Origin of the sequence: Caballeronia sp. SEWSISQ10-4 2, from assembly GCF_030464885.1 — a bacterium.
Lineage (GTDB): Bacteria > Pseudomonadota > Gammaproteobacteria > Burkholderiales > Burkholderiaceae > Caballeronia.
Genome location: NZ_JALPRJ010000012.1, coordinates 127,559 through 149,917, shown reverse-complemented (window position 1 = coordinate 149,917; position 22,359 = coordinate 127,559). Strand labels below are relative to the sequence as shown.

Below are 22,359 nucleotides of genomic sequence, written 5' to 3'. Positions count from 1 at the left end.
ATCGATCAAGCGACCCCAAAAGCTTAAGCGTCGCTTAAGCAAGTGCATGGGACACTGACTGTAACTGTGTGTAATAATCCATGTCCGTCCCGATGGTTCGTCTGAAAGCAGCTTTAATGAATATTCAAAACGTCCGCCGCTGGGCGCCGCGCGGAAAGCGAGTGTGGTTGTTTAGCGCGCTGGCGCTTTGCGTTGCAAGCGCGGTCAGGCTTGCCCTGCACCCATTCCTGGGCCCGGTCATGCCGGGCGTCGCATTCGCCATCGCGGCGGCTATGGTCGAATACTTCTTTGGCCTTATCCCCGCGCTGACGGTGATGCTGCTGGGCTTGGGCATCGCGGATTTCCTGTTCGTGCCCCCTTACGGCCAGATCGACGTCATCAATCGCGCCGACATCATGCTGGCGATTTCTTACCCGCTGGTAACACTGTTCACGATTACCCTTATTGAGCGCCTGCGGCGCGCGCAGTTCAGTGCGGAACTGATCGCGGCAGTGGCTATGTCTCGCTATGAAATGCTGCTGCGCGCGGACAATGAACGTGCGCTGTCGCGCCGGGCCGTGGACGAAACGCATCGGTTGATCCGGCATCTTCCGCATTACCACGACGCCATCATCTTGCTGCAGGCAGTCGATCGCAACGCGGCGCAGGGCGCCAAGGAAATGGCGCCAGGACGGCTTTTTGCCGACGCGCATCCCGACGATATCCAACGGCTCCAGCGTGGCTTGCAGCCGGGGCGTCATCGCGTGCGGATTGGTTCCGGGGACGGCGCGCATAAACTCGTGGATTGCATCTGTGAGCGCTTTACCACGCATGCCGGTGAGTTCCTGATCCTGCGTACGGTTGAATAGCTTGACTAAAGAAAAGTCCGCGTTGAACGGTTCCATCTTTTATCCCGGCAGCGATCACGCAGTCCTGATGCTGCACGGCCTGTCCAGTTCTCCGCTCGAAATGCGCCACCTCGCGCGTTACCTGAATAGCGAAGGGCTCACCGCGTGCGCACCCAACCTCCACGGTTACAGCGCAGGCACGCCGGAACTGCGCATGGAAGCGTGGCTCGAGGCCGCGGTCAGGGAATTCGACGCACTGAGCGCGCGTTACCCGCGTGTGTCCGTGTGCGGTCTCTCCATGGGTGCAACGCTGGCGCTGGCGCTCGTGCATGAGCGCCCCAGCGCGCAAGCCGTCGTGCTCCTGTCCGTCACGCTCAATTATGACGGCTGGGCGATGCCGTGGTATCGATTCCTGCTTGGCTGGGCTTACTACACACCGTTGCGCAGGCGCTGGCGTTATAAGGAGGAGTCGCCGTTCGGGCTGCGTAACGAGGCACTGCGAGCGAAGATCGGCCGGGCGCTGCAGCGCAACGACCTGAGCGAAGTCGGTCCGTCGAGCATCTCGCTTCCCGCGCTTCACGAAGCCAGCCGGCTGGCCGCAAGCGTTGGCAAGACGCTGTCGGCGCTCAAGAACGATTGCCTGCTGATCCATGCAATCGACGACGAGACATCCAGCCCGCGCAACGCGCAATTCGTTGCGTCGAACATCGGCTCGCCGGTTTTGCGCACCATCTATCTCGACGACTCGTACCACATGATCACCTCCGACAACGAGCGGGAGATCGTCGCGCGCGAGACGGCCGTATTTCTCAAGGAGAGCGAAGCCGCCAGCAACGCCGAGGGCGGCGCGAAGCCGGTGGTGTCGAAGGCCCTTGCCAGACGCCTCAGGCAGATGGCGTCCATCAGCAAGTAAAGCCCGGACGGCGATCCGACGCCCAGTCCCGGCGCCGAAGCTTTCAAAACAATTTTTGATAACTTAACGCTCCGCGCGCGGATAAGCGTCGCTTAAGCATGGCCCACGCACTCTACGGCGAGCGTGGGCCTTTTCATTTCCTTACCGGTCGAAATGGGCACAGCATCGAACGGACGCGGGGCTTCGTTCGATATTGAAAGCGAATTCCGCTTGGCGCCAGCCCGAAGAGATTTTTATGGAACCCACTTTGCCGGTCGCATTGCGCGCTCATGTCGTGCTGTTGTCGGCATCGGTGGCGGTGTTGGCAGCGGCGTGCCTGTGCATCGTCCCGTTGCTGCGTGTGCCGCTGAGCGATTCGGGGACGTTCGAACTCAGGGCAGCGGTATTCGGCATGGCGGTGCTCGGCATGCTTTACGTGCGCCATAAGGCAAGCCATGCATTCAAGGCGGCCTTGCAGGATCGCCAGATCAGCTTAAGCGACGTCAATGCGAATGGTGTTTCTATTGCGGACGAATGCCCGTGCGCCTGGCTCGTTCAGATGTATGCCGAGCTTTGTCCGGCGGCGGCGCGTCGGCAGATCATGTCCAGATAACACGCCCCCTGACCATGAGCAATAGACGGTTGCCGTCTATCGCTCATTTACTCACTGCGAGAGTCTGGCCCGCGCTCAAAGGTAGTGGCAGACGTAGTCGACCGTTTCAAGCACTTCAATATCGAAGCTGGTGTTGCCCGGCACCGCAATGGATTCGCCCGCAACGTACTCACGCCACGCTTCTTCCCCCGGATTGCGCACGCGGCATCGGCCGGCGTTGATGTCGAGCTGTTCGGGCGCTTGCGTCGAGAACGTCAGCAAGGCGGGGAAAATGACGCCCAGCGTCTTGCGCGTGTCATCGCCCAGCAAGATGGTATGCGAGACACATTTGCCATCGAAGTAAATGTTCGCGCGCTTGATGATCGAGACGTTGTCGAATTGTGCGGTCGTTGTCATGCGTGAGAGTTCCTGTAGTCCGGTTTGTTTGTCGACGGCGCGTGGATGATGCCTTCGAGAGGGTGATTTAAACAGAAATCCTGGAAACCTCAGATAGGGAAACTGGTCGTCGACAAAATTTCTTTCAGGACCATGAAGGTCCTGACTTGCCGCACGCCCGGCAAGTAAAGCAACTGCTCGGCGTGCAGGCGGTTAAAGCTCTCGCTATCCCGTGTGCGTACCAGCATGAAGCAGTCGAACTCACCCGTCACGATGTGGCACTCCATGCATCCCGAGACCTTCTGTGCAGCTTTCTCAAAGGCCGCGAAGGACTCGGGCGTCGAGCGGTCAAGCACAACACCAATAATCATCAGCATGCCCGCGTTGAGCTTCTTGGGCTCTAGCAACGCGACGATTCCCCGGATCAGACCCGCTTGCTTAAGCCGCTCGACGCGGCGTAAGCAAGCCGGCGCGCTAAGGTTCACCTTAGCCGCCAGCGCGACGTTGGAAATGGAGGCGTCGCGCTGAAGCAGCCTCAGGATCGCGCGGTCGACGCGGTCCAGCTCGGTGCCCGACGCATCGCTCGCACGCGGATTGGAACGAACTTTTGTTGCGTTCATCAGAATTTCTCCACATGTTAATTACGTCAATCAAGCATTCATTCAGTGAGAATTAAACAAACGGCATTTTCTTCGCAACCCTGCTTCAGGCAAAGTTTTTTACCATACTTCTCATCGACGCAAATTAATGCGACGACTTTGCTGTCTATCGGAGCGACACATGAACCTCAAGAAATTTCCCCGTCACGCGCTCACCTTCGGGCCGACGCCGATCCAGCCGCTCGCACGGCTGTCAGATCATCTTGGCGGCAAGGTCCAGCTCTACGCCAAGCGTGAGGACTGCAACAGCGGCCTCGCATTCGGCGGCAACAAGACGCGCAAGCTCGAATACCTGATCCCCGAAGCCATCGCTCAAGGCTGCGACACGCTGGTGTCCATCGGCGGGATTCAGTCGAACCAGACCCGTCAGGTTGCGGCCGTTGCAGCGCACCTCGGAATGAAATGCGTACTGGTGCAGGAAAACTGGGTCAACTATTCGGATGCGGTGTATGACCGTGTCGGCAACATCCAGATGTCGCGGATCATGGGCGCAGATGTGCGTCTGGTCGCGGACGGTTTCGACATCGGCTTTCGCAAGAGCTGGGAAGATGCGCTGGAAAGTGTCCGGCAAGCAGGTGGCAAGCCTTATGCCATTCCCGCTGGTTGTTCGGACCACCCGCTAGGTGGCTTGGGGTTCGTGGGTTTTGCCGAAGAAGTGCGTCAGCAGGAAGCGGAACTTGGCTTCAAGTTCGATTACATCGTGGTTTGCTCGGTGACGGGCAGCACCCAGGCCGGCATGGTCGTGGGTTTTGCGGCAGACGGGCGCGCGGATCGCGTGATTGGTATCGATGCATCGGCCAAGCCTGAAAAGACGCGTGACCAGATCTTCCGGATCGCGCGGCATACGGCTGAGCAAGTCGAGCTTGGACGCGACATCACGTTGAACGACATCGTGCTCGATGAACGTTATGGCGGTCCCGAATACGGTTTGCCGAACGAGGGCACGCTCGATGCAATCCGCTTGTGCGCAAAGCTGGAAGGCGTGTTGACCGACCCCGTGTACGAAGGCAAGTCGATGCACGGAATGATCGATAAAGTGAAGCGCGGTGAGTTCCCGGAAGGCTCGAAGGTGCTCTATGCGCATCTCGGCGGCGTGCCCGCGTTGAACGCTTATAGCTTCCTGTTTCGCGAGGGTTGATCGGGTGATTGTTTGGGGCGAAGCGCTCTTGTGATGGAGGAGCGCTTCGTGCCGGGTGACGAACGACTCGGCGGCCATGCCCGAGGTGCGTTCGAATCTCTTCTTCGCGGGCGCGTCGTACTCCGCGACGCCCGCATTCCTGGCGGACAATCATAAGGTCCCGCTGGTCGTCGCTGTTCCTGACCCATTTCCTCTGCGGAATACCGGAAGTTTGCGGCTGATTCCTGTCGTCTCCACGGCTCTCCGCCCGCGCCGCACGGCGACGTCAAAATCTCTACTCCTTAGCGTTATCATCAGATACCGGTCGCCTTGTCTCTCAATTCAAGGTGACCGCATGCGGCGCTTTACGCAGTGCATTGCCCTTCATTACAATTAAATTACGATACGCGGGGCCAGGAACAATGAAAGCCGAAGACAGCGGGAGGTCTCGCAATCTGAACGACGAGCAACGTTTCCAGCTCCTCGTCACGGGCGTCAGCGATTACGCAATCTACATGCTGAACCCCGAAGGGTTTATCAGCAGCTGGAACGCCGGGGCGGAAAGGTTCAAAGGGTATGTCGCCGATGAAATCATCGGTCAGCATTTCTCCGTGTTTTATACAGAGGAGGACCGGCGCAACGGCCGGCCGGCCCGGGCGCTACAAACTGCGCGGGAACAAGGCAAGTTCGAAGACGAAGGCTGGCGGGTGCGAAAAGACGGCACGCGATTCTGGGCGAGTGTCGTCGTCGATCCGATCCGGGACCACTCAGGCGAGCTGATCGGCTTTGCCAAGATCACTCGCGACATCACCGAGCGTAAAGCGGCTGAGGAGGCATTGCGCGAGAGCGAGGAACGCTTCCGCCTGCTCGTCCAGGGCGTGACCGACTACGCGATCTACATGATCTCCCCGACTGGCGAGATCACGAACTGGAACGCCGGCGCCGAACGCATCAAAGGGTACAAGCGTGATGAAATTGTCGGCTCGAATTTTGCGGTCTTTTATACCGAAGAAGATCGCGCGAAAGGCCTGCCTGCCCAGACGCTGAAAATCGCGTCAGCGGAAGGCCGCTTCGAACAAGAAAGCTGGCGCGTGCGCAAGGATGGAACGCGGTTCTGGGCGCATGTTGTTGTCGACGCGATCCGCGACGAGTCGGGAAAACTGCTGGGTTTCGCCAAGGTCACACGGGATATTTCAGAGCGCAAGCAAACAGCGGAAGCCCTGGAGCGAGCCAATGCCGCGCTTTTCCAGTCGCAGAAGATGGAAGCGATCGGCCAGCTCACAGGAGGTATTGCCCACGACTTCAATAACCTGCTTGCGGTCGTGTTGAGCAGCGTGGATGTGCTCGCCACGCGAGCGCAGAACTATGCGGACATCAAAGTGCTGGACACCATGCGGCGCGCCGTGGAGCGCGGTGCGCTCCTGACCCAGCAGCTGCTTTCGTTTGCGCGCCGGCAACCCCTCATGGTCGAAAGATACGACCTGAACACGGTGATCAGCAGTTTCGAAGCCGTGTTGCGCCGTGCAGGCAATTCCGCCATCGAGATGGACATACGTCCGGCCCGTGACGCGAGTACCGTGTTGCTCGATGCCGCCCGGTTCGAGGCGGCGCTGCTGAACCTGGTCGTCAATGCGCGCGACGCCATGCCCGATGGCGGAAAGCTGGTGGTCGCCGTCGAGAACGTTGAGCTCGATGCAGGCCAGGTCGGGAACCTGGCCCCGGGCGCCTACGTCCGGGTATCCGTGGCCGATACGGGCTCCGGCATGCCGCCGGAGGTCGCAGCACGCGCGTTCGAGCCGTTCTTTACGACCAAGGAGGTTGGCAAGGGCACGGGGCTGGGCTTGAGCCAGGTCTATGGGTTCATCGCGCAGTCGGGTGGCGATGTGGTGATTGACAGCGAAGAAGGCAAAGGCACGACCATCGGCATGTATCTGCCCGTGGTTGAAGGGGCGCCGGGCGATGCGACTATCGCGGATATGAGCGTGGATACGGTGCTCATCGTGGAAGACGAGCCGGACGTGCTGGACGCGGCGGGGCAGCTTTTTCGCAGCATAGGTTACGAGGTTGTGACAGCAACCAATGGCGTCGACGCGATGGCCATTCTTGCGCGCCGGACTGACATCGACATTCTATTTACCGACGTAGTCATGCCGAAGGGCATGGACGGTATTCAACTGGCGCGCTCGACGCGCGAGCTTCGGCCCGATCTCAAGGTGATCCTGGCGTCGGGATATCCGCTTCCGGCTTTGCGCGAGCAGTACGGCCGTATCGACGATTTCTCCTTCATCACCAAGCCGTATCGCCTCGCTGAACTCGCCAAGGTGCTCAGGGCGGCGGGCTAAGAATTGCCGCGGGCGATGGAATAGACGCCGAACGTGAGGTGTTGTGAAAGTGCGGCCAGGACAAACCGGCGGACCGGTGATGGCTGCAACCACTCCACACTTACGGGTTCACCATGCTCAACTCGCTTATTTCGCGTCGTCGCCTGATTGCAACCGGATCGCTGGCGTCGGCTGGCATCGCGTTGTCGAAGTTCGCGTTCGGCGCCAGTATGCAAGACACATCGGCCGCATCGCCGGCCGATTCCAAAGCCACGCTCAGCGTCGTTCCCGCTTTCCTGGGGTCATCGCCGCAAACGCTCCCGCCCTTGCCGTACGCGGACAACGCGCTCGAACCGGTGATCTCGGCGCGCACGATCGGGTTCCATTACGGCAAGCACCATCGGGCGTATTTCGACAACTTGCATAAGCTGCTGGCCGGCACGCCGCTGGCGCAGGCCTCGCTTGAACAAGTGATCATGCAATCCCACGATCAACCCGCTCTCGCCGATGTTTTCAACAACGCCGCGCAAGCCTGGAATCACAACTTCTACTGGAACTCGCTGAGCCCGGCCGCAACTCAGCCGAGTGAAAAACTCCAGGCAGCAATCATGCGCAAGTTCGGCTCCACCGAGGCGTTGACGAAGGCATTAGTCACGACGTCGGCATCGCAGTTCGGCAGTGGCTGGGGCTGGCTGGTGGTCGACCAGAGCGAGCTTGCCGTCGTCAAGACGAGCAATGCGGAAACACCGTTCACGCGCGGCCTCGTACCCTTGTTGACAGTGGATGTGTGGGAGCACGCGTATTACCTGGACTATCAGAATCGTCGTCCCGACTATCTGGTCGCGACCGTGACGCGTCATTTGAACTGGGCGTTCGCGTCGGCTAATCTGGATCGGGTGTGAGCGGACTGCCAGCGCCGCGCGAGCAACGTTGCTGCGCGTAGCGTTGCCGGGCGCGTACTATCCGTCGTTATCCATTCCAGTGGGGATTTCATGTTAATTAATTTCAACCGTGCGAAGCGGGTGGCTGCTGCGGTAGTTGCTTGTGTTGCGAGTGCTGCGGCGTCCGCTACGACTTCTATCGACCCGCCTCAGGCGGAACGTGTCGTGACGACGACCGCTTCCGGCGTGCAGGTGTATTCATGCGAGTACGATGCGCAGCATCATCTCGCCTGGGTGTTCAAGAGCCCGCAGGCAACGCTCTACGACACCAGCGGCCACACGTTGATCATGCACTCGGCGGGGCCGTCGTGGGAGGCGGAGGACGGCAGCCGGATCGTGGGACATGTGATCGCGCAAACGCCGAGCGACACCGCTGCCAGCGTGCCGCAGTTATTGCTTGAAACCCGCAGCACCGCGGCGAGCGGCATGCTGTCGACTATTCGCTACGTGCAGCGTGTGAACACCGTAGGCGGCGTGATGCCGGCTGCACCCTGTTCGACCGAACACCAAGTGGGCGCGTCGCCGTATCTCGCTAACTACATTTTCTACAAGTAGCATAGGCGCTCATGATGGCGTGCACCTCGGGCGCCGACTTGCTGAAAGGATAACCATGCATGACCCCAGATTCCTGTCGGGCATTCGCAAGCTTCGCCCGGGCTTGCTCATTGCAGTAGCCGTATCGATGTCGGCCTGCACCGCGTTGAGCGTGGTGACACATTCGGTGTCGCCTGATGAAGCGAGCGTTCCTGCCGGTCGTTATCAGCTTGACCCGCATCACTGGAGTGTCAGTTTCGATGTCGCTCACCTGAAGTATTCGCGCTTCGTCATGCGCTTCGACAAGACGACGGCTCAACTGAACTGGGACGCAGCCGGCATGGATCACAGCACGGCGACGGTGGATATCGATGCAACCAGTCTCGATACCAACGTCCCGCTCCTCGACAAGATGGTCAAGGGCACGGATGTACTGGATGTCGAACGTTTTCCGACTATTCACTTCGTGAGCACGGCATTCAAACGCACCGCCGACAACAAAGGCGACCTGACCGGCGACCTGACTATTCATGGCACGACGCACCCCGTCACGCTAGCGGTCACGTTCAACGGGCACGCGCCGAATCCGCTCACCAAACAGCAGACACTCGGCTTCGCCGCCGACGGTCATTTCAGCCGTGCGCAGTTCGGTTTATCGACGTGGTATCCGGCTGTGGGTGACGATGTGCATGTGGCTATTCAGGCGGAGTTTGTTGCGAGCGCGCCGGAGGCGGGTTCATCTTGAGCGAGGTGTTCGGTGATCTACCAGCCGCAAAAGCGGTCCCACACGGCGACCTCTCCATCATCCGATAGCGCGTGATAAGCGGGGAATTGCGCACCCGTTGCACATGCATGATTCGGCAAGATCAAGAGGCGTGTACCTACCGGCAGATGCCCGGCGATATCTCTGTCGGGATGATCGACGCTCGCAAGAATCCCATGCTCCTGATTCGCGCCCGCGAGTACATAGCCATCGAGCGGCGCGCCATCGAGCGTGCATGGCTGTCCGTAACCGTAGTCGTGCGTTTGCTTCGCGGTGCCGCGATCGCGGCTCATCGCCATCCACCCTGCGTCGAGGATGGCCCAGCCCTTGTCCACCTGATGACCGATGACCGTCGTCAACACACTCAACGCGAGATCGCTGGTTGTGCAGACGCCCACGTTGCACATGACGAGATCGAAGAAGACGTACACGCCGGCGCGCACTTCCGTGACGCCTTCGAGATGTTGCGCGGCTAGCGCAGTGGGCGTGGACCCGATGCTCACGACGTCGCACGGCAAACCTTCATTGCGCAAGCGCACGGCGGCACGCACGCAACCCGCGCGTTCCTGTTCCGCCAGCGCGGCGAGTGCGTCGGGCGTGTTGAGGTCGTAGCTCGAACCGGCATGAGTCATCACGCCACCGAGACGTGCGCCGTGGTGACTGCCGTCGTTGCCATCTTCATGAAGCATTCGGCCGATATCGAGCAAGCGGGGTTCATCGGGCTGGACGCCGGAACGATGACCGTCGGTATCTATTTCGATCCACACCTCGAAGGTCTCGCCGTGAGTGCGGCCGAATTCGGCAACGGCTTGCGCGGACTCGAGGTTATCGACGATCAGTTTGAGATTGCAACCCGCGCGCCGCAACGCCAGCGCCCTGCGCAGTTTCGATGCAACGATACCAACGGCGTACAGGATGTCGCTGAAGCCTGCCGCGAAAAACTGCTCGGCTTCCTTGAGCGTGGACACCGTGATGCCGCGAGCGCCCGCATCGCGCTGCGCTTGCGCAACCTCGACGCACTTCGCCGTCTTCACATGCGGCCGGAACGCAACGCCGAGCGTGTCCATGCGGCTCTGCATGCGTGCGATGTTGCGTTTCATGCGCACCCGGTCGATCAATGCGGCGGGGGTCTCGATCTGATCCAGAGTCATGACGTGGATGTTCCCTTCAATGAATTGAAACCGCGCAGCCAAGGCAGCAGCCCATCGAGCGTGGGCGCTTCGAGCTCGGGCGCCTGTGCGCCGTGCACGAGTTCGAGCCCCACGCGGTTATGCCAGTACGTGCGCAAGCCGGTAACGGCCGTGCCGAACATGTCGTAGCTCGAACCGGCGACGAACGCCGCCTCTTCCGCGCGTACCTTCAGACGGTCTAGTGCCATTTGATACGGCCGCGGATCGGGTTTGTAGAAGCCCGCGCTTTCAGCGGTCACGATCACGTCCCAGTCGACATCGAACAAACCAGCGGCCTGCTCGCCAAGACGCGCGGAGCAGTTGGTCACGATCGCCAGCCGGCAGCGCGGCGCGAGCTTTCGCAACGCTTCTTGCGCGCCGCTCCAGGGTGCAAGTTGCAGCCATTGCGCTTCGAGCACGCGTGCGGCCGATTCACGCAAGCCGACTTGCAACGCGGCCTGGCGCACGAGTTCTTCGTAGGGAACATAGGCACCGCAGCCGTAGGTCAGGCGCAAGTATTCCGCGCGCCAGGCGCGGCCGGTGGTTTCGCTGCCGGCGGCGCGATTCCACAGGCTCCATGAATCGAGCAGCGCGGTAAGCAGGTCGAACAGCACCGCTTTCGGATAAGTCGGGGTAGATTGATTGGGCATGATGGAAGCGACTTTACTGACGAAAGCCTAAGCTGTGTTTAAATCCAGCCACATCAATCCTTAAGCAAAATTGAACGATGGAACTCGCTGATCTCAGGCTTGTAACCATGCTGGCGCGCTCCGAATCATTGAGCGCGGCGGCACGGGTTCTCAACGTGACGCCGTCGGCGCTCTCCATGCGGCTCAAGAAGCTGGAGAAGACGCTGGGCGTGACGCTCGCCACGCGCGATGCCCGGCATATGTCCCTGACCGCGGACGGCGCAAGGCTGGCGCGCGAAGCGCAAGGGCTGTTGAGCGCTATCGAGGCACTCCCCGACACCTTCCGTGAACAGACCGCGCAACTCGTCGGACACATTCGTATTGCCGCGCCGTTCGGTTTCGGACGCGTGCATATTGCGCCATTGCTCGCCCGCTTCGCACGGGCGAATCCGGGTATTCGCCTGCAACTCGATCTACTCGAAACGCCCTGGCCGCATAGCCATGCCGCCGATGTCGTGATTCAGATCGGCACGGTACGGGACTCGTCATGGAGCGCGCGGCCCTTGCTTGCGAACGAGCGCTGGTTGTGTGCGAGTCCGGGGTATATCGCGGCCCGCGGTTATCCGCGCGAACCGCGCGAGATACTGGAACACGATTGCATTTGCATCCGTGAAAACGATGAAGACGTGACGCTCTGGCGGGTGCGTCGACGGCGCTCGGAGGCGAGCAGAGAAGCGGGCAGGAAGCCTTCGGCGCCGACTACGCTGCGCGTCACGCCGGCTTTCACCACGAACGATGGCAGCGTCGCGCGCCGTTGGGCGGAGGAAGGCCTGGGGCTCGTCCTGCGCTCGCAATGGGACGTGGCGGATGCGGTCGCGGCGGGCAAGCTGGTGAGGCTTCTGAGCGATTGGGATTTCGGTAGCGCGCCGGTGATCGCGCTGGTGCCTACGCGCAAGGGGCGTTCGCTGCGCATCCAGGCGTTGTTGAGTTATCTCGCGGCGAATCTTGGCGCTGATCTGGCGGCTTGACGTCTTCGTTCTGGCGGCATTTATAATCGAAGGGATCGAGTTCAATCATCGCGTGTCGGGTCGTTCGTCACGCTTCAGGGAGTGGCCGCATGAAGTATTCGAACCTCGTCGAGCGCCTGCAAGGCAAGCGCACCGCCGCATGGGAAATTCACCACGCCGCGCAGCAGGCTCTCCATAACGGCGAGGACGTCATCGTCCTGAGTGTCGGCGATCCGGACTTCGCTACACCCGAAGTGATCGTCGACCGCGCGGTGGCAGCGCTCCGGGACGGCGACACGCATTACGCGGAAGTGATAGGGCGCGCGCCGTTGCGTGCGGCTATCGCGCAGGATCATTCGCGCCAGACCGGCACTAGCGTTGACGCGAGCAATGTCATCGTGGTCGCGGGCGCGCAGAACGGGCTCTTCGCAACTTCGTTGTGCCTGTGCGAAGCGGGCGATGAAGTCATCGTGCCCGAGCCGATGTACCTGACCTACGAGGCCAGCGTGCGCGCATCGGGCGCAACGCTGGTGCCTGTGGCTGTGGATCCTGCAAGAGCATTTCATCTCGACTGCGCGGCGCTCGAAGCAGCCATCACGCCGCGTACCAAGGCAATTTTCTTTGCCACGCCCTGCAATCCGACTGGCGTGGTGATGCCGCGCGAAGATCTCGAACGCATCGCGGAACTGGCTCGAAAGCATGACCTCTGGATCGTCTCAGACGAGGTCTATGCGGATCTGACCTTCGACCGGGAGCATGTGAGTATTGCTTCGCTGGAGGGCATGGCGGAGCGTACCGTGACGCTCGGCAGCTTGTCGAAATCGCATGCAATGCCCGGTTGGCGCGTGGGCTGGGTGATCGGGCCAAAGACGTTGATCGAACATCTCGGGCGGCTTGCGCTCTGCATGCTTTACGGTTTGCCGGGCTTCATCCAGCAAGCCGCGTTGACGGCGCTTGAGAACCGGGCGCAGATCGTGGCGGACATGCGCGAGATTTACCGGCGGCGGCGCAACATCGTGTTCAATCGTCTGCGCGATGTTCCAGGCTTGCATTGTTTGTTGCCCGAAGCAGGCATGTTCATGATGGTCGATGTGACCGGCACGGGCCTGGATGCTTATGATTTCAGCTGGCAGCTATTTCGCTCGCAAGGTGTCTCGGTACTCGATGCAAGCGCATTCGGCGAGACGGCGAACGGGTACGTGCGGCTGGGTTTTGTCGTCGATGAAGCGCGGCTCGCGCAGGCTTGCGATCGTATTGCCGCGTTCGTGGCGGGTTTGCACGCGGAGGGTTGAACAGATAAACGCGCGGCGTTGGTGGAGTGCACTAAGCCAACCCGCCGCCAGATTCCTCCGGGTCGTCGATCGAAATCTTCGTCTCGAACTTCGAGCAGTTCATCGCGAAGTTGCTTTTGAAGTTGCGCACATTGTTGTTCGAGGAAAACAGCCGGCGAGTGAACGCGTGATAACGCTCCATGGACGCCGAATTCACGATCAGCAGAAAGTCGAATTCCCCCGACACTTCGTAGCACGCCATGACATCGCCTTCGGCCATCATGCGCCGCTCGAACGCGCGCAATAGCGCGTCGTTCTGCTTGTCCAGTTCCACCGATACAAAAACGGTCAGCGGCCGGCCGACCCGCATGCGATCGACAATTGCGACCTCCTTCAGCAACACACCCTCCGCCCGCAACTGCGCGATCCGGCGCTGGCAGGTCGCGACCGATGCATTGGCCTCGGTGGCGATAACGCGTAGCGGCGTAGCCGCGTTGTCCTGCAGCAGGTTGAGAATTCGAACGTCCAGCCGGTCGAGTGCCATGCGGTGTCCTGGGATGAACGCAGCATCCGGCGAATCGAGGAGGTGTCGCGCTGCGGGTAAGGTCGTGCGATTTTACGCGACCTTCGCGTTCATCAACCGCGACCTGACGAAAGACGGGCGATGGTCAGGTCGCGCGTTGACGACATACGCACCGGCCTCGTCATTTTCCCGTCAGGCCTGGCGACGGCGAGACGGGAACGGACGCGCGCGGAGACCTGACGCTGCGCCCGAAGATCGTCGTGAGCATGGCTGCGAGAAGCAGGAAGCCGGAGAGGGCCAACAACGAACCGCTATAACCGGGCGTGGTCTGCTTGAGCCATCCGACAAGGTAAGGGCCAAAGAAGCCCGCCGAATTGCCAATCGATAAAATTAGGCCAAAGCCGCCCGCTGCCGCGCGGCCGGTGAGAAATGTCGACGGCAGCGCCCAGAACGTCGCAAGAAAGCCGAACGCGCCGATCAACGCGACGCTGAGTCCGATCATGATGAAGATGCCGTCATGCGCCAAGCTGCTGGCGGCCATGGCGAGCGCGCCGAGCAGGCATGTTGCGGTGACGTGCCAGACACGCTTGCCGGTGCGGTCGGAACTCCGGGCCCAGAGGATCATGGCGATCGCGCCCAGGAAGTTTGGTATGGCGCTGACGAGGCCCACCTCGACATTGCTGAGACCCAGCGATTTCACGATCTGGGGCATCCAGTAATACACCCCGTTGAGCCCGATCAAGCCTGTCAGATACGTGCATGACAGGATGACGACACGCAAGTCCGTGAGGGATTGTCGCAGGGTCATGTGACCCGTCGTCTCGATCCTCGCGCGTTCGAGTTGAAGCTCCGATTCGATCCAGGCCTTCTCCCCGGGGCTCAGCCATTGTGCTTTCGACGGAGAGTCCTTCAAGGTGAAAAGGCAAACAATCCCGAGCGCCACCGCAGGGATGCCCTCAAGCAGAAACAACCACTACCACTGCTTCAGGCCGCCGAGGCCGTGCAAGCTAAGGATCGCGCTGGACAGCGGACCGCCAATCACGGCCGCCAGCGGAACGCCAAGAAGGAATGTCGCGATCGCCTTGGCTCGCCACCGCTCGGGAAACCAGTAGCCGAGGTAGATGAATATGCCCGGCGCAAACCCGCCTTCGGCCACGCCGAGCAGAAAACGCGCGATCATCAATTGCGTAGGTGTACGAGCGAACGCGCATACGACGGTCATGATGCCCCAAGTAACCATGATCCGGGCAATCCAGATCCGGGCGCCGAACTTTTGCAGCGCCAGATTGCTGGGGATCTCGGAAATGCAATAACCGATGAAGAAGACGCCGACCATCCATCCGAAGCCGGTGGGCGTAATGCCCAGATCCTGGTTCATCGTGAGCGCGGCGAAGCTGATATTCGTCCGGTCGATGTAATTGACAAGAAAGCAAAAACACACGAACGGCAGGATGCGACGGGCGACCTTTCCCATTGTTCGCTCCCGGCTCACCCCATCTTCGCAAGCATCCGCTGAAACAGAATTCACGACATGTCTCCTCATTGTCTGGATTATCTTTGATTGCGTGACCGACAACCGGTTATTGGCTATTGGCTATTGGTCCGGCCGGCTTGTGGCGGGACGAACGGAATTGCTTCCTCCACGGTGTCCCAAATGAAACGTCCCGATGGACACTCTTGTTCCTCGACAATGTGCGAGACCAGGCCGGCAGCCCGAGAAATGACAGCGAAGCCTCGCATGGCTTCGGTTCGGACACCTACTTCGCCCAGCAACGCGGCTACAGCACCTGTCGCGTTGATCGTGATGGGGCGGCCGAATACTTCATTAATAGCGGCGGAAAACTGCTCGAGCATGGCTACCTTCTTACCCGAGAGTTCAGGCTCGGCCTTGGCCAGTTCCAGCAGCTTGTAAGCACGCGGATCGATGGGCTTATGGAGATGGTGGCCGAATCCGGGGATGGCTTTACGCGCTTCCTTATGCTGGCGTGCGATAACCAATGCTTCCACATAGGCGTCGTTAGCAGCCAGCAAATGATCGAGCAGGCGAGAGCAGTTTTCCATCGTGCCGACAAACTGGCTGCCGACTGCCAGCAAGCCGGATGCGACCGCACCCTGAAGGTTTTCGGGTGCACTCATGTAAACCAGACGCGTCGCGATGGAACTCGGTGTGAGGCCATGCTCCATCAGAACAACCAGCACCATGTCGACGATCCTGACATCGACGGCGCGCACGGGGCCGCCAAGAATCTGCATCAGCAGGACCTCGGTGAAGGTCTTTTTACCGATCAGGTCGTCGACAAGATTGGCGTTGCCGTAATGGAGCGTCGTCAGCGTATGCGTGCAAAGTCGCGTGACGGGTGGCTCACGGTCGGATGGTTTAGCAGATTTGGTAGCTGATTCTGTAGCGGATGTCATGACATTTCCTTAGGCGTCGCCGTGCGACGCGATGTTCGATAAAACGTCTTCACGCACGGCGTTCTTCAGCACTTTTCCGATAGAGGAGCGTGGCAGGTCATCGTAGAAACGAACGTGTTTCGGCGTATGTACCGGGCCTAGCTTTTCCCGCACGAATGCGCTCAGTTCAGCCTCGGTGACAACCATTCCGGCGCGCAGTTGTACCGCCGCCTGAACTGCCTCCCCCCATTTGTCATCAGGAATGCCCAATACAGTGCACTCGTGCACGGCCGGATGCTGGCCCAGCGCATTTTCGACATCGACCGGATAGACATTGAAGCCGCCGGTGATCACCAGGTCGCGGATTCGATCTTTCAAGTAGAGGAAACCGGACTCGTCGATAAACCCGCGATCGCCGGTATGCAGCCAACCGTCGATAAGCGTTTCCGCGGTTTTCTCAGGCAGATTCCAATACCCTGTCATCAGCAAATCACCGCGGGCTACGACCTCACCCACTTCGCCCGGAGGCAGTAGCCGGCCTTCCGGAGACATGATCGCGACGTCGCTGAACCATGCCGTTGCGCCAACGGAGGACCATCGCTGCGGATCTTCGAAATCTTCGGGGCGCATGACCGTCAGGATCTGTGGCGCCTCGGTCTGGCCGTAGGTTGTTCCCAATACCGGTCCGAAGAATGCGCGCACTTCGCGAATCTTTTCGTAAGGCATTGGCGCACCGCCATAGATCAGGCGCCGAAGGTTCGGAAAGTCCTCTTGCGAGATACCGGGTAGGGCCATCAGCATGTAGATCAAGGTCGGCGGCATGAAGCTGACCGTTCCGGCGCGATCCCGAAAAGCGTTGCGCACAGCTTGTGCGCCGGCTTCCGGGAGAATGACGTGGCATCCGCCCTGGGCAAGAACGGGCAGGATGTACGTAGATGTGCCGTGGGTGATCGGTGCGCCCACGATATAACGGTCATGTTCATCGAACCGCCATACCTGGATTTGGTTTGTCACATTTGCCATCCATGCACGATAGGGTTGCATCACGCCTTTGGGCGTGCCTGTCGTACCGCCGGTAAACTTGATAGCTTGCGTGGCGTTGTCGGATAGATCGAACGGACGTGGCGACAAACCCGCGTATGCAGCGACGAGATCGCGTAAGCGCGGTTCGAGGGCTTCCTGGTTCCCGTCCCGCCACTCGGATGGATTCGCATGATCACCGTAGCCTTGGCAGAAGATCCGGCTTGCCGGTGCACCCGCGACCAGGTCGATGTACGCCGTATCCACTACCAGGATGGTGGGTTGCGTCGTATCGACAATCCGCTGGATCTCCGGCTGAGTGCTGCGCGGATTGAGCGGTACCCAGACCTTTCCGCTGGCAAGCACTGCGAGTAGCGCGATCAGATGTTCCGTGCTGTTACCGGCACAGATGCCGACACGGCTCTGCAGGTTCGGATCGATTGCCTGAAAGACTGCGGCCAGCGCCGCAACCTGCTGCCCGAGTTCGTCGTAACGTAGAGCTCCATCGGGCGCGTCGATTGCAATGCGTGTAGGCCACCGGCGGGTGGCACGCCAGAAAAAATCAATCGGATACATGCTAAGGAATCCTTCAAGACGCCGTGTGGCTGTCTCCTGTTGTGCGGGCTGGACGTTCCGGAGCGATCGATGGCTTATGTTCCAGTACCGCCGATGTCCCCTCCGAGTGATAGTCATTCTCCACATCTACTGGGCGATGGGAAAACGATATCGTTCAGTAGACGGACGTTTGATGAAGCTAATCAGCCTGTAGGAAGTCGGTGTTTTCCCTGCTTACGGATAGATTTTTCATTCCATAGTCGTGTCAGCGCGGCTTAAAACACGATGGAATATAGTATTTCCTCTGGCATACTGACTCGCATCCTCCACGCGCTCATTCCTGCCATGTCATCTGGATTCACCAGCCCGATCGTTCAGCAAACGGACACTATGAGCGACCCGGATAACGCGGGCTCAAGAACCCTGCGCCGGGGTTTGGATGTGCTGGAAGTGGTGCTGAGTGCAGGCAGCGAAGGCGTTCGTGTCATTGACATCTGCCGCCGCTGTGCGCTGGAGCGCGCGACCGTGTACCGCCTGTTGCAGACGCTCATTAACGAAGCTTATGTCGAACCGAGCGGTCGATATCGATATGTGCCGGGAAAAAAAGTGAACCAGTGGCGAGTCGAAAGCATGCTGACCCAGTCTGGCATCGCGGCACGCCTTGAACCTGTTCTTCAGCATGTCAGCGCCGTCAGCGGTGACGCCGCATTCGCTATTGTCCGGGAGGGCGGCATGTCCTCTTGCATCGCCCGGCAAGTGGGAACCTACCCCATTCAGATTCTTGCGGTGCAGGTGGGGACGCGACAACCATTGGGTGTGGGCGCTGCGGGTCTTGCGCTCCTTGCGGCTCTGCCGGATGAAGATGCGGAGGCCGTCATCGTGCAACACGGCAATATGTTGTCGAGCTATGGCGGCATGACGCAGGACCGGCTTCGGATTCTTGTCAAGACATGCAGGGAACGCGGGTGGTCGGTGATCGGCAATCACGCGGCCAAGGGCGCGATCGGCGTGGGGATGGCGGTCAGCGACCGTCGGGGAAATCCGGTTGCAGCCGTAAGCGTGGCGGCACCTATCGACAGGATGCCTCGCCCAAGACAGGAGTTCATCGTCGGCGCTATTCGATCTGCGCTCAAAACGGTTATTGGGCAAGGGCTTTGAGGCATGCCGTCATTGCCGGCTCCATCCCGCAAATTGGCATCGCCAGTTCAGGCCTATAAATAGAACGGAATTATCGAAAATTGCCACCTTAGTGAGATTTTCTCTCAGCCGGCGATTCCTATACTGGAGCGCAGCAGGAATCGAGCGGACACTGGGAGAAACACGATGGACACGAGCAGCGCGGCGTTGGACTTCAATCGGCAATTGACGCAGTGGCGACACCGGCTTCATCGCGCGCCTGAGACGGGTTTCGAGGAGCATGAAACGAGCGCCTTCGCGGCCGAGGTGCTTGAAGGATTCGGACTTGAGGTGACCCGGGGAATTGGTGGGACGGGTTTTGTCGCGAGTCTGTCTTGCGGCGACGGTCGCGGCGTGGTCGGCCTGCGTGCGGAGATGGACGCGCTCAACATCCACGAGCAAGCCCCGGAACGCGGCCACGCGTCCATTCGTGCAGGCAAGTCCCACGCTTGCGGACACGATGGTCACATGAGCATGGTGCTGGGCGCCGCGAAGCTTTTGTGCGAGCGGCGCGATTTCAACGGCACCGTGCGTTTCATCTTCCAGCCGGCCGAGGAACACGGCAAAGGCGCGAAGGCGATGATCGCCGACAGGCTGTTCGAACGTTTCCCTGTCGATGAAATCTACGGCGTTCATAACATTCCAGGTCTGCGTGCGGGATACATCGCAACGCGGGCGGGCGGAATCATGGCAAGTGAGGATAATTTCGTTATCCGTATAAATGGTCGTGGTGGTCACGCGGCACGGCCTCATATGACCATCGATCCGATTGTGATTGCGGCAGAGATTGTGCTGGCTTTACAGACGGTGGTATCGAGGAGTGTAGATCCCGGTGTGTCGGCCGTGATTTCCTGCACTGAGTTGTTCACCGACGGCATCCGCAACGCGATTCCCGGACAGGTGATTATCAAAGGCGATACACGCAGCTATACGCCTGCTGTGCAGCAGTTGCTTGAGACACGGATGCGCAGCATTAGCGAAGGCATTTGCGCGGCTCACGGCGCCGAATGCACGTTCGAATACACGCATGAGTTCGTTCCCACGGTGAATACGCCGGAATGCGTTCCGACGGCGATCGCTGCAGCGACGGCAGTAGTTGGCGCAGCGAACGTGGACGGCAACGTGGCTCCCATGATGATTTCGGAAGACTTCGGCGCATTCCTTCAGGTCGTACCTGGCAACTTTGCGTTCATTGGCAACGGTGCTGAAGGCGAACCGGGTGCAACGCCCCTCCACAACGCCCGATACGATTTCAACGACGCGGTCTTGCCCATCGGAGCACGTTTTCTAGCGGAGATCGTGCGTACGAAACTGCCGATCATCCATCACCAGAGGAAGGTTTAATGCTGCACGATAACGTCAACGCACGCCGGGGTTGTTACGACGATTCGCTTCGCGAGATCCTGAACATTCAAGCCGCCGATGAAAGCCGCGCGTGGTTATCGACGTGGGAGGGGCTGAACGCCGGTCCGACACCGCTGTGGGACTTGCCCGAGCTTGCTGCACGGCTGCGTGTTGGCTCGATCAGTGTCAAGGATGAAGGTCATCGTTCTGCGCTTGGCAGCTTCAAGGCGCTGGGTGCACCGATTGCGCTGATCCGCCTGATCCGACGCCTTTGGCCGGAGCACGACTTGGTTGCGGCGAAGTTGACCGCCGGGCATTACAAGGACCCGCTGCAGAATTTCACCGTCATCAGCGCGACCGATGGCAACCACGGCCGGGCATTGGCCGCGGCTGCGCGTAGCATCGGTTGCAGGTGTGTGATCGTGCTGCATCGCTATGTGAACGACGAGCGGCGCGTCGCCATTGAACAGTTGGGCGCGCAGATCGTGCAGATCGACGGCAACTACGACGAGTCGGTGAAAGAGGCCGCGCGCCTCGCCGGCGAGCACGGCTGGCACGTTGTCTCTGATACCTCGTACGATGGTTACGAAACCATCCCGCGTGATGTGATGCAGGGATACGGGACGATCGCAGCCGAGGCAATCGAGCAACGCGATGGGGGTTCTTACACGCACGTCTTTATTCAGGGCGGTGTTGGCGGACTGGCGGCCGGCGTTGTCAGTTATTTCGCCGAGCGCTTCGGCGAGCGACGGCCGCAATTCGTGATCGTCGAGCCGGGACTGGCGGATTGTCTGTTTCAGAGCGCGGTACAAGGACAGGCGGCGCACGCAACCGGCTCCGTTGATTCGATCATGGCCGGCCTTGCTTGCGGAGAAGCGTCGCCGCTGGCATGGCGTTTCCTGCACGTTCTCGCCGATGTCTTCATGACCATTCCCGACGATGCCGCCATCGAAGCCATGCGGATTTTCGCGGCAGGTTCAGCGCGCGATGTTCCTGTTGTGGCGGGGGAATCGGGTGCGGCGGGTTTGGCCGGACTTATTCAGGTTGCCGGCAGCGCGCAAGACCGAGCCGCGCTCGGGCTTGGGATGGAATCCAACGTGCTGCTGTTGAACACCGAGGGCGCCACTGCGCCGGAGTTGTATCGGCAACTGACGGGGTTGCGCGCCGATGACGTGCTGGAGGCACAGCGACGCTGGCTCGGGCAGCGAAAAGGGCTCTAATCGGAGAAACCGTTCTCAAAGGTCTTGCGCAGATAGGACACAAACGCCGTCACTGCACGCGGTACATGCGACGCATAAGGCCGGACGACGTATAGCTGTTCCGCGAACACGCCCCTGGGTTGCCACTCCGGCAACAACCTGATCAACTGCCCGGCGCGCAGCGCGGCCTGCGCGCTGAAATCGGGCAGCAGCGCAATGCCGAGATCATCGAGTGCAGCGTCGCGTAAGGTCTCGCTATTGTTCGCAGAAAACGGGCCGGTGATCGGCACGGTTACGCGGCTGGCCGCTGTCTTGCGTCCCGTCGTGCGCTCGAACGTCCAGGCGGGAGCCTCTTGCGCACGCGGATAGAACAGGCAGTCATGTGCAGCTAGCTCTTGTGGGGCGGCGGGCGTGCCGCGCCGCCGCAAATAGGCTCGCGTCGCCACGATTACCGAGCGGGTGGCGCACAGGGTCCAGGCCACGTGCGTCTCAGGCGCGGCTGCGCTATGGCGGATTGCGAGATCGAAACCCTCGCTGGCGAGCGAACTGATCCGGTCCGACACTTCGAGCTGCACGCGCACTTCCGGATTCGCCCGAAGAAAGGCCGACAGATGCGGCACGAGCTGCTGCCGCGCGAACGCCACCGGGGCGGTGACGCGCAGCACGCCGCGCGCGATACCGGCCGAATCGCGTACGCCCGCGAAACTTTGCGCAATATCCGCATATTGACCGCGGGTTTGATCGACCAGACGTTGCCCCGCCTCGGTCAGCCGGACGCTGCGCGTTGTGCGCTGCACCAGCGACACGCCTGCCGCGCGCTCGAGTTCGGCGATCCGCTGGCTCATGGCGGCCTTGCTCACGCCCAGCCGCGTGGCGGCGCGGGTATAGCTGCCTTGCTGCGCGAGAATGGTCAGCCAGTAGAGATGGGTCCAGAGCGACTCGACGCGTTGCGTTTCCATATCTTCATTGTTCACCATAGAAAACAATCATTTCAATCATAACGTCTTTGCAGACGCGCCCGGCGTTCTTA

The 22,359-nt window shown here is 60.3% G+C and carries 21 protein-coding genes and 1 pseudogene; 13 read left to right on the top strand and 9 right to left on the bottom strand.

Annotated elements, in window-relative coordinates; translation table 11 throughout:
* Window positions 1-116: 116 nt before the first annotated feature.
* The 3 genes from M0D69_RS11080 to M0D69_RS11070 all read left to right on the top strand — a co-directional run bounded on the left by M0D69_RS11080 (window position 117) and on the right by M0D69_RS11070 (window position 2,332).
* Complete coding sequence (locus M0D69_RS11080; protein ID WP_301782069.1) at window positions 117-848, top strand: DUF4118 domain-containing protein; 732 nt, start codon at window positions 117-119, stop codon at window positions 846-848.
* 22 nt (window positions 849-870) lie between these two features.
* On the top strand, window positions 871-1,740 hold the full coding sequence (locus M0D69_RS11075) for a carboxylesterase (protein ID WP_301782068.1): 870 nt from the start codon (window positions 871-873) through the stop codon (window positions 1,738-1,740).
* A gap of 235 nt (window positions 1,741-1,975) precedes the next feature.
* On the top strand, window positions 1,976-2,332 hold the full coding sequence (locus tag M0D69_RS11070; RefSeq protein ID WP_301782067.1) for a hypothetical protein: 357 nt from the start codon (window positions 1,976-1,978) through the stop codon (window positions 2,330-2,332).
* A 75-nt stretch (window positions 2,333-2,407) separates the two neighbouring features.
* Here the strand turns inward: M0D69_RS11070 and M0D69_RS11065 are convergent, their stop codons facing one another.
* Window positions 2,408-2,728 carry a pyrimidine/purine nucleoside phosphorylase gene (locus tag M0D69_RS11065; protein ID WP_301782066.1) on the bottom strand — a complete coding sequence of 107 codons (321 nt, stop codon included), beginning with the start codon at window positions 2,726-2,728 and terminating at the stop codon, window positions 2,408-2,410.
* Between the two features lie 89 nt (window positions 2,729-2,817).
* On the bottom strand, window positions 2,818-3,327 hold the full coding sequence (locus M0D69_RS11060; protein WP_301782065.1) for an Lrp/AsnC family transcriptional regulator: 510 nt from the start codon (window positions 3,325-3,327) through the stop codon (window positions 2,818-2,820).
* A 160-nt stretch (window positions 3,328-3,487) separates the two neighbouring features.
* Here M0D69_RS11060 and M0D69_RS11055 point away from each other — a divergent pair, with 160 nt between their 5' ends.
* From M0D69_RS11055 to M0D69_RS11035, 5 genes are all read left to right on the top strand, one after another.
* On the top strand, window positions 3,488-4,504 hold the full coding sequence (locus M0D69_RS11055) for a 1-aminocyclopropane-1-carboxylate deaminase (protein ID WP_301782064.1): 1,017 nt from the start codon (window positions 3,488-3,490) through the stop codon (window positions 4,502-4,504).
* A gap of 401 nt (window positions 4,505-4,905) precedes the next feature.
* Window positions 4,906-6,825 carry a PAS domain-containing sensor histidine kinase gene (locus M0D69_RS11050; protein ID WP_301782063.1) on the top strand — a complete coding sequence of 640 codons (1,920 nt, stop codon included), beginning with the start codon at window positions 4,906-4,908 and terminating at the stop codon, window positions 6,823-6,825.
* A gap of 113 nt (window positions 6,826-6,938) precedes the next feature.
* On the top strand, window positions 6,939-7,706 hold the full coding sequence (locus M0D69_RS11045; protein WP_301782062.1) for a superoxide dismutase: 768 nt from the start codon (window positions 6,939-6,941) through the stop codon (window positions 7,704-7,706).
* 90 nt (window positions 7,707-7,796) lie between these two features.
* Entirely contained in the window at window positions 7,797-8,300 is a 504-nt protein-coding gene (locus M0D69_RS11040; RefSeq protein ID WP_301782061.1) for a DUF3455 domain-containing protein, read from the top strand.
* Window positions 8,301-8,355: 55 nt separating this feature from the next.
* Window positions 8,356-9,024: a YceI family protein gene (locus M0D69_RS11035; RefSeq protein ID WP_301782060.1), complete on the top strand. Its 669-nt coding sequence runs from the start codon at window positions 8,356-8,358 to the stop codon at window positions 9,022-9,024.
* A 17-nt stretch (window positions 9,025-9,041) separates the two neighbouring features.
* Here M0D69_RS11035 and M0D69_RS11030 read toward each other — a convergent pair whose 3' ends face one another.
* Both M0D69_RS11030 and M0D69_RS11025 read right to left on the bottom strand, forming a co-directional pair.
* Entirely contained in the window at window positions 9,042-10,193 is a 1,152-nt protein-coding gene (locus tag M0D69_RS11030) for a DSD1 family PLP-dependent enzyme (RefSeq protein WP_301782059.1), read from the bottom strand.
* Window positions 10,190-10,861 (bottom strand): HAD-IA family hydrolase, encoded by a 672-nt coding sequence (locus tag M0D69_RS11025; protein WP_301782058.1) that lies wholly within the window; start codon window positions 10,859-10,861, stop codon window positions 10,190-10,192. Before M0D69_RS11025 ends, M0D69_RS11030 begins: the two co-directional genes overlap by 4 nt.
* A 77-nt stretch (window positions 10,862-10,938) precedes the next feature.
* Between M0D69_RS11025 and M0D69_RS11020 the strand changes: the two genes are divergently transcribed.
* Both M0D69_RS11020 and M0D69_RS11015 read left to right on the top strand, forming a co-directional pair.
* Window positions 10,939-11,868, top strand: a complete 930-nt coding sequence (locus M0D69_RS11020) for a LysR family transcriptional regulator (protein WP_301782057.1) — start codon at window positions 10,939-10,941, stop codon at window positions 11,866-11,868.
* A gap of 89 nt (window positions 11,869-11,957) precedes the next feature.
* The gene (locus tag M0D69_RS11015; RefSeq protein ID WP_301782056.1) at window positions 11,958-13,139 is read left to right on the top strand and encodes a pyridoxal phosphate-dependent aminotransferase; all 1,182 of its coding nucleotides are present in this window, start codon (window positions 11,958-11,960) and stop codon (window positions 13,137-13,139) included.
* A 31-nt stretch (window positions 13,140-13,170) separates the two neighbouring features.
* On the opposite strand, the gene M0D69_RS11010 is transcribed toward M0D69_RS11015, so the two are convergent.
* The 4 genes and pseudogenes from M0D69_RS11010 to M0D69_RS10995 form a co-directional block, all read right to left on the bottom strand.
* Complete coding sequence (locus tag M0D69_RS11010) at window positions 13,171-13,662, bottom strand: Lrp/AsnC family transcriptional regulator (protein ID WP_301782055.1); 492 nt, start codon at window positions 13,660-13,662, stop codon at window positions 13,171-13,173.
* Window positions 13,663-13,822: 160 nt separating this feature from the next.
* Window positions 13,823-15,115 (bottom strand): annotated as a pseudogene (locus M0D69_RS11005) (MFS transporter).
* A gap of 113 nt (window positions 15,116-15,228) precedes the next feature.
* On the bottom strand, window positions 15,229-16,056 hold the full coding sequence (locus M0D69_RS11000) for a citryl-CoA lyase (protein WP_301782054.1): 828 nt from the start codon (window positions 16,054-16,056) through the stop codon (window positions 15,229-15,231).
* Between the two features lie 9 nt (window positions 16,057-16,065).
* Complete coding sequence (locus M0D69_RS10995) at window positions 16,066-17,631, bottom strand: class I adenylate-forming enzyme family protein (protein ID WP_301782053.1); 1,566 nt, start codon at window positions 17,629-17,631, stop codon at window positions 16,066-16,068.
* A gap of 369 nt (window positions 17,632-18,000) precedes the next feature.
* Here M0D69_RS10995 and M0D69_RS10990 point away from each other — a divergent pair, with 369 nt between their 5' ends.
* The 3 genes from M0D69_RS10990 to M0D69_RS10980 all read left to right on the top strand — a co-directional run bounded on the left by M0D69_RS10990 (window position 18,001) and on the right by M0D69_RS10980 (window position 21,350).
* A complete protein-coding gene (locus M0D69_RS10990; protein WP_301782052.1) occupies window positions 18,001-18,768 on the top strand; it encodes an IclR family transcriptional regulator in 768 nt (255 codons plus the stop codon).
* A 165-nt stretch (window positions 18,769-18,933) separates the two neighbouring features.
* The gene (locus tag M0D69_RS10985; protein ID WP_301782051.1) at window positions 18,934-20,130 is read left to right on the top strand and encodes a M20 aminoacylase family protein; all 1,197 of its coding nucleotides are present in this window, start codon (window positions 18,934-18,936) and stop codon (window positions 20,128-20,130) included.
* Window positions 20,130-21,350, top strand: coding sequence for a diaminopropionate ammonia-lyase (locus M0D69_RS10980; protein ID WP_301782050.1), 1,221 nt, complete (start codon window positions 20,130-20,132; stop codon window positions 21,348-21,350). The genes M0D69_RS10985 and M0D69_RS10980 overlap by 1 nt, the downstream gene beginning before the upstream one ends.
* On the opposite strand, the gene M0D69_RS10975 is transcribed toward M0D69_RS10980, so the two are convergent.
* Window positions 21,347-22,288 carry a LysR family transcriptional regulator gene (locus M0D69_RS10975; RefSeq protein WP_047849033.1) on the bottom strand — a complete coding sequence of 314 codons (942 nt, stop codon included), beginning with the start codon at window positions 22,286-22,288 and terminating at the stop codon, window positions 21,347-21,349. The genes M0D69_RS10980 and M0D69_RS10975 overlap by 4 nt on opposite strands.
* Window positions 22,289-22,359: the final 71 nt, after the last annotated feature.

What these genes read in the sequence shown, in the direction of transcription:
- M0D69_RS11080 (WP_301782069.1), top strand. Translation starts at nt 117, where the DNA reads ATGAATATTCAAAACGTCCGCCGCTGGGCGCCGCGCGGAAAGCGAGTG.
- M0D69_RS11070 (WP_301782067.1), top strand. Translation starts at nt 1,976, where the DNA reads ATGGAACCCACTTTGCCGGTCGCATTGCGCGCTCATGTCGTGCTGTTG.
- M0D69_RS11065 (WP_301782066.1), bottom strand. Translation starts at nt 2,728, where the DNA reads ATGACAACGACCGCACAATTCGACAACGTCTCGATCATCAAGCGCGCG.
- M0D69_RS11060 (WP_301782065.1), bottom strand. Translation starts at nt 3,327, where the DNA reads ATGAACGCAACAAAAGTTCGTTCCAATCCGCGTGCGAGCGATGCGTCG.
- M0D69_RS11055 (WP_301782064.1), top strand. Translation starts at nt 3,488, where the DNA reads ATGAACCTCAAGAAATTTCCCCGTCACGCGCTCACCTTCGGGCCGACG.
- M0D69_RS11050 (WP_301782063.1), top strand. Translation starts at nt 4,906, where the DNA reads ATGAAAGCCGAAGACAGCGGGAGGTCTCGCAATCTGAACGACGAGCAA.
- M0D69_RS11045 (WP_301782062.1), top strand. Translation starts at nt 6,939, where the DNA reads ATGCTCAACTCGCTTATTTCGCGTCGTCGCCTGATTGCAACCGGATCG.
- M0D69_RS11040 (WP_301782061.1), top strand. Translation starts at nt 7,797, where the DNA reads ATGTTAATTAATTTCAACCGTGCGAAGCGGGTGGCTGCTGCGGTAGTT.
- M0D69_RS11035 (WP_301782060.1), top strand. Translation starts at nt 8,356, where the DNA reads ATGCATGACCCCAGATTCCTGTCGGGCATTCGCAAGCTTCGCCCGGGC.
- M0D69_RS11030 (WP_301782059.1), bottom strand. Translation starts at nt 10,193, where the DNA reads ATGACTCTGGATCAGATCGAGACCCCCGCCGCATTGATCGACCGGGTG.
- M0D69_RS11025 (WP_301782058.1), bottom strand. Translation starts at nt 10,861, where the DNA reads ATGCCCAATCAATCTACCCCGACTTATCCGAAAGCGGTGCTGTTCGAC.
- M0D69_RS11020 (WP_301782057.1), top strand. Translation starts at nt 10,939, where the DNA reads ATGGAACTCGCTGATCTCAGGCTTGTAACCATGCTGGCGCGCTCCGAA.
- M0D69_RS11015 (WP_301782056.1), top strand. Translation starts at nt 11,958, where the DNA reads ATGAAGTATTCGAACCTCGTCGAGCGCCTGCAAGGCAAGCGCACCGCC.
- M0D69_RS11010 (WP_301782055.1), bottom strand. Translation starts at nt 13,662, where the DNA reads ATGGCACTCGACCGGCTGGACGTTCGAATTCTCAACCTGCTGCAGGAC.
- M0D69_RS11000 (WP_301782054.1), bottom strand. Translation starts at nt 16,056, where the DNA reads ATGACATCCGCTACAGAATCAGCTACCAAATCTGCTAAACCATCCGAC.
- M0D69_RS10995 (WP_301782053.1), bottom strand. Translation starts at nt 17,631, where the DNA reads ATGTATCCGATTGATTTTTTCTGGCGTGCCACCCGCCGGTGGCCTACA.
- M0D69_RS10990 (WP_301782052.1), top strand. Translation starts at nt 18,001, where the DNA reads ATGAGCGACCCGGATAACGCGGGCTCAAGAACCCTGCGCCGGGGTTTG.
- M0D69_RS10985 (WP_301782051.1), top strand. Translation starts at nt 18,934, where the DNA reads ATGGACACGAGCAGCGCGGCGTTGGACTTCAATCGGCAATTGACGCAG.
- M0D69_RS10980 (WP_301782050.1), top strand. Translation starts at nt 20,130, where the DNA reads ATGCTGCACGATAACGTCAACGCACGCCGGGGTTGTTACGACGATTCG.
- M0D69_RS10975 (WP_047849033.1), bottom strand. Translation starts at nt 22,288, where the DNA reads ATGGAAACGCAACGCGTCGAGTCGCTCTGGACCCATCTCTACTGGCTG.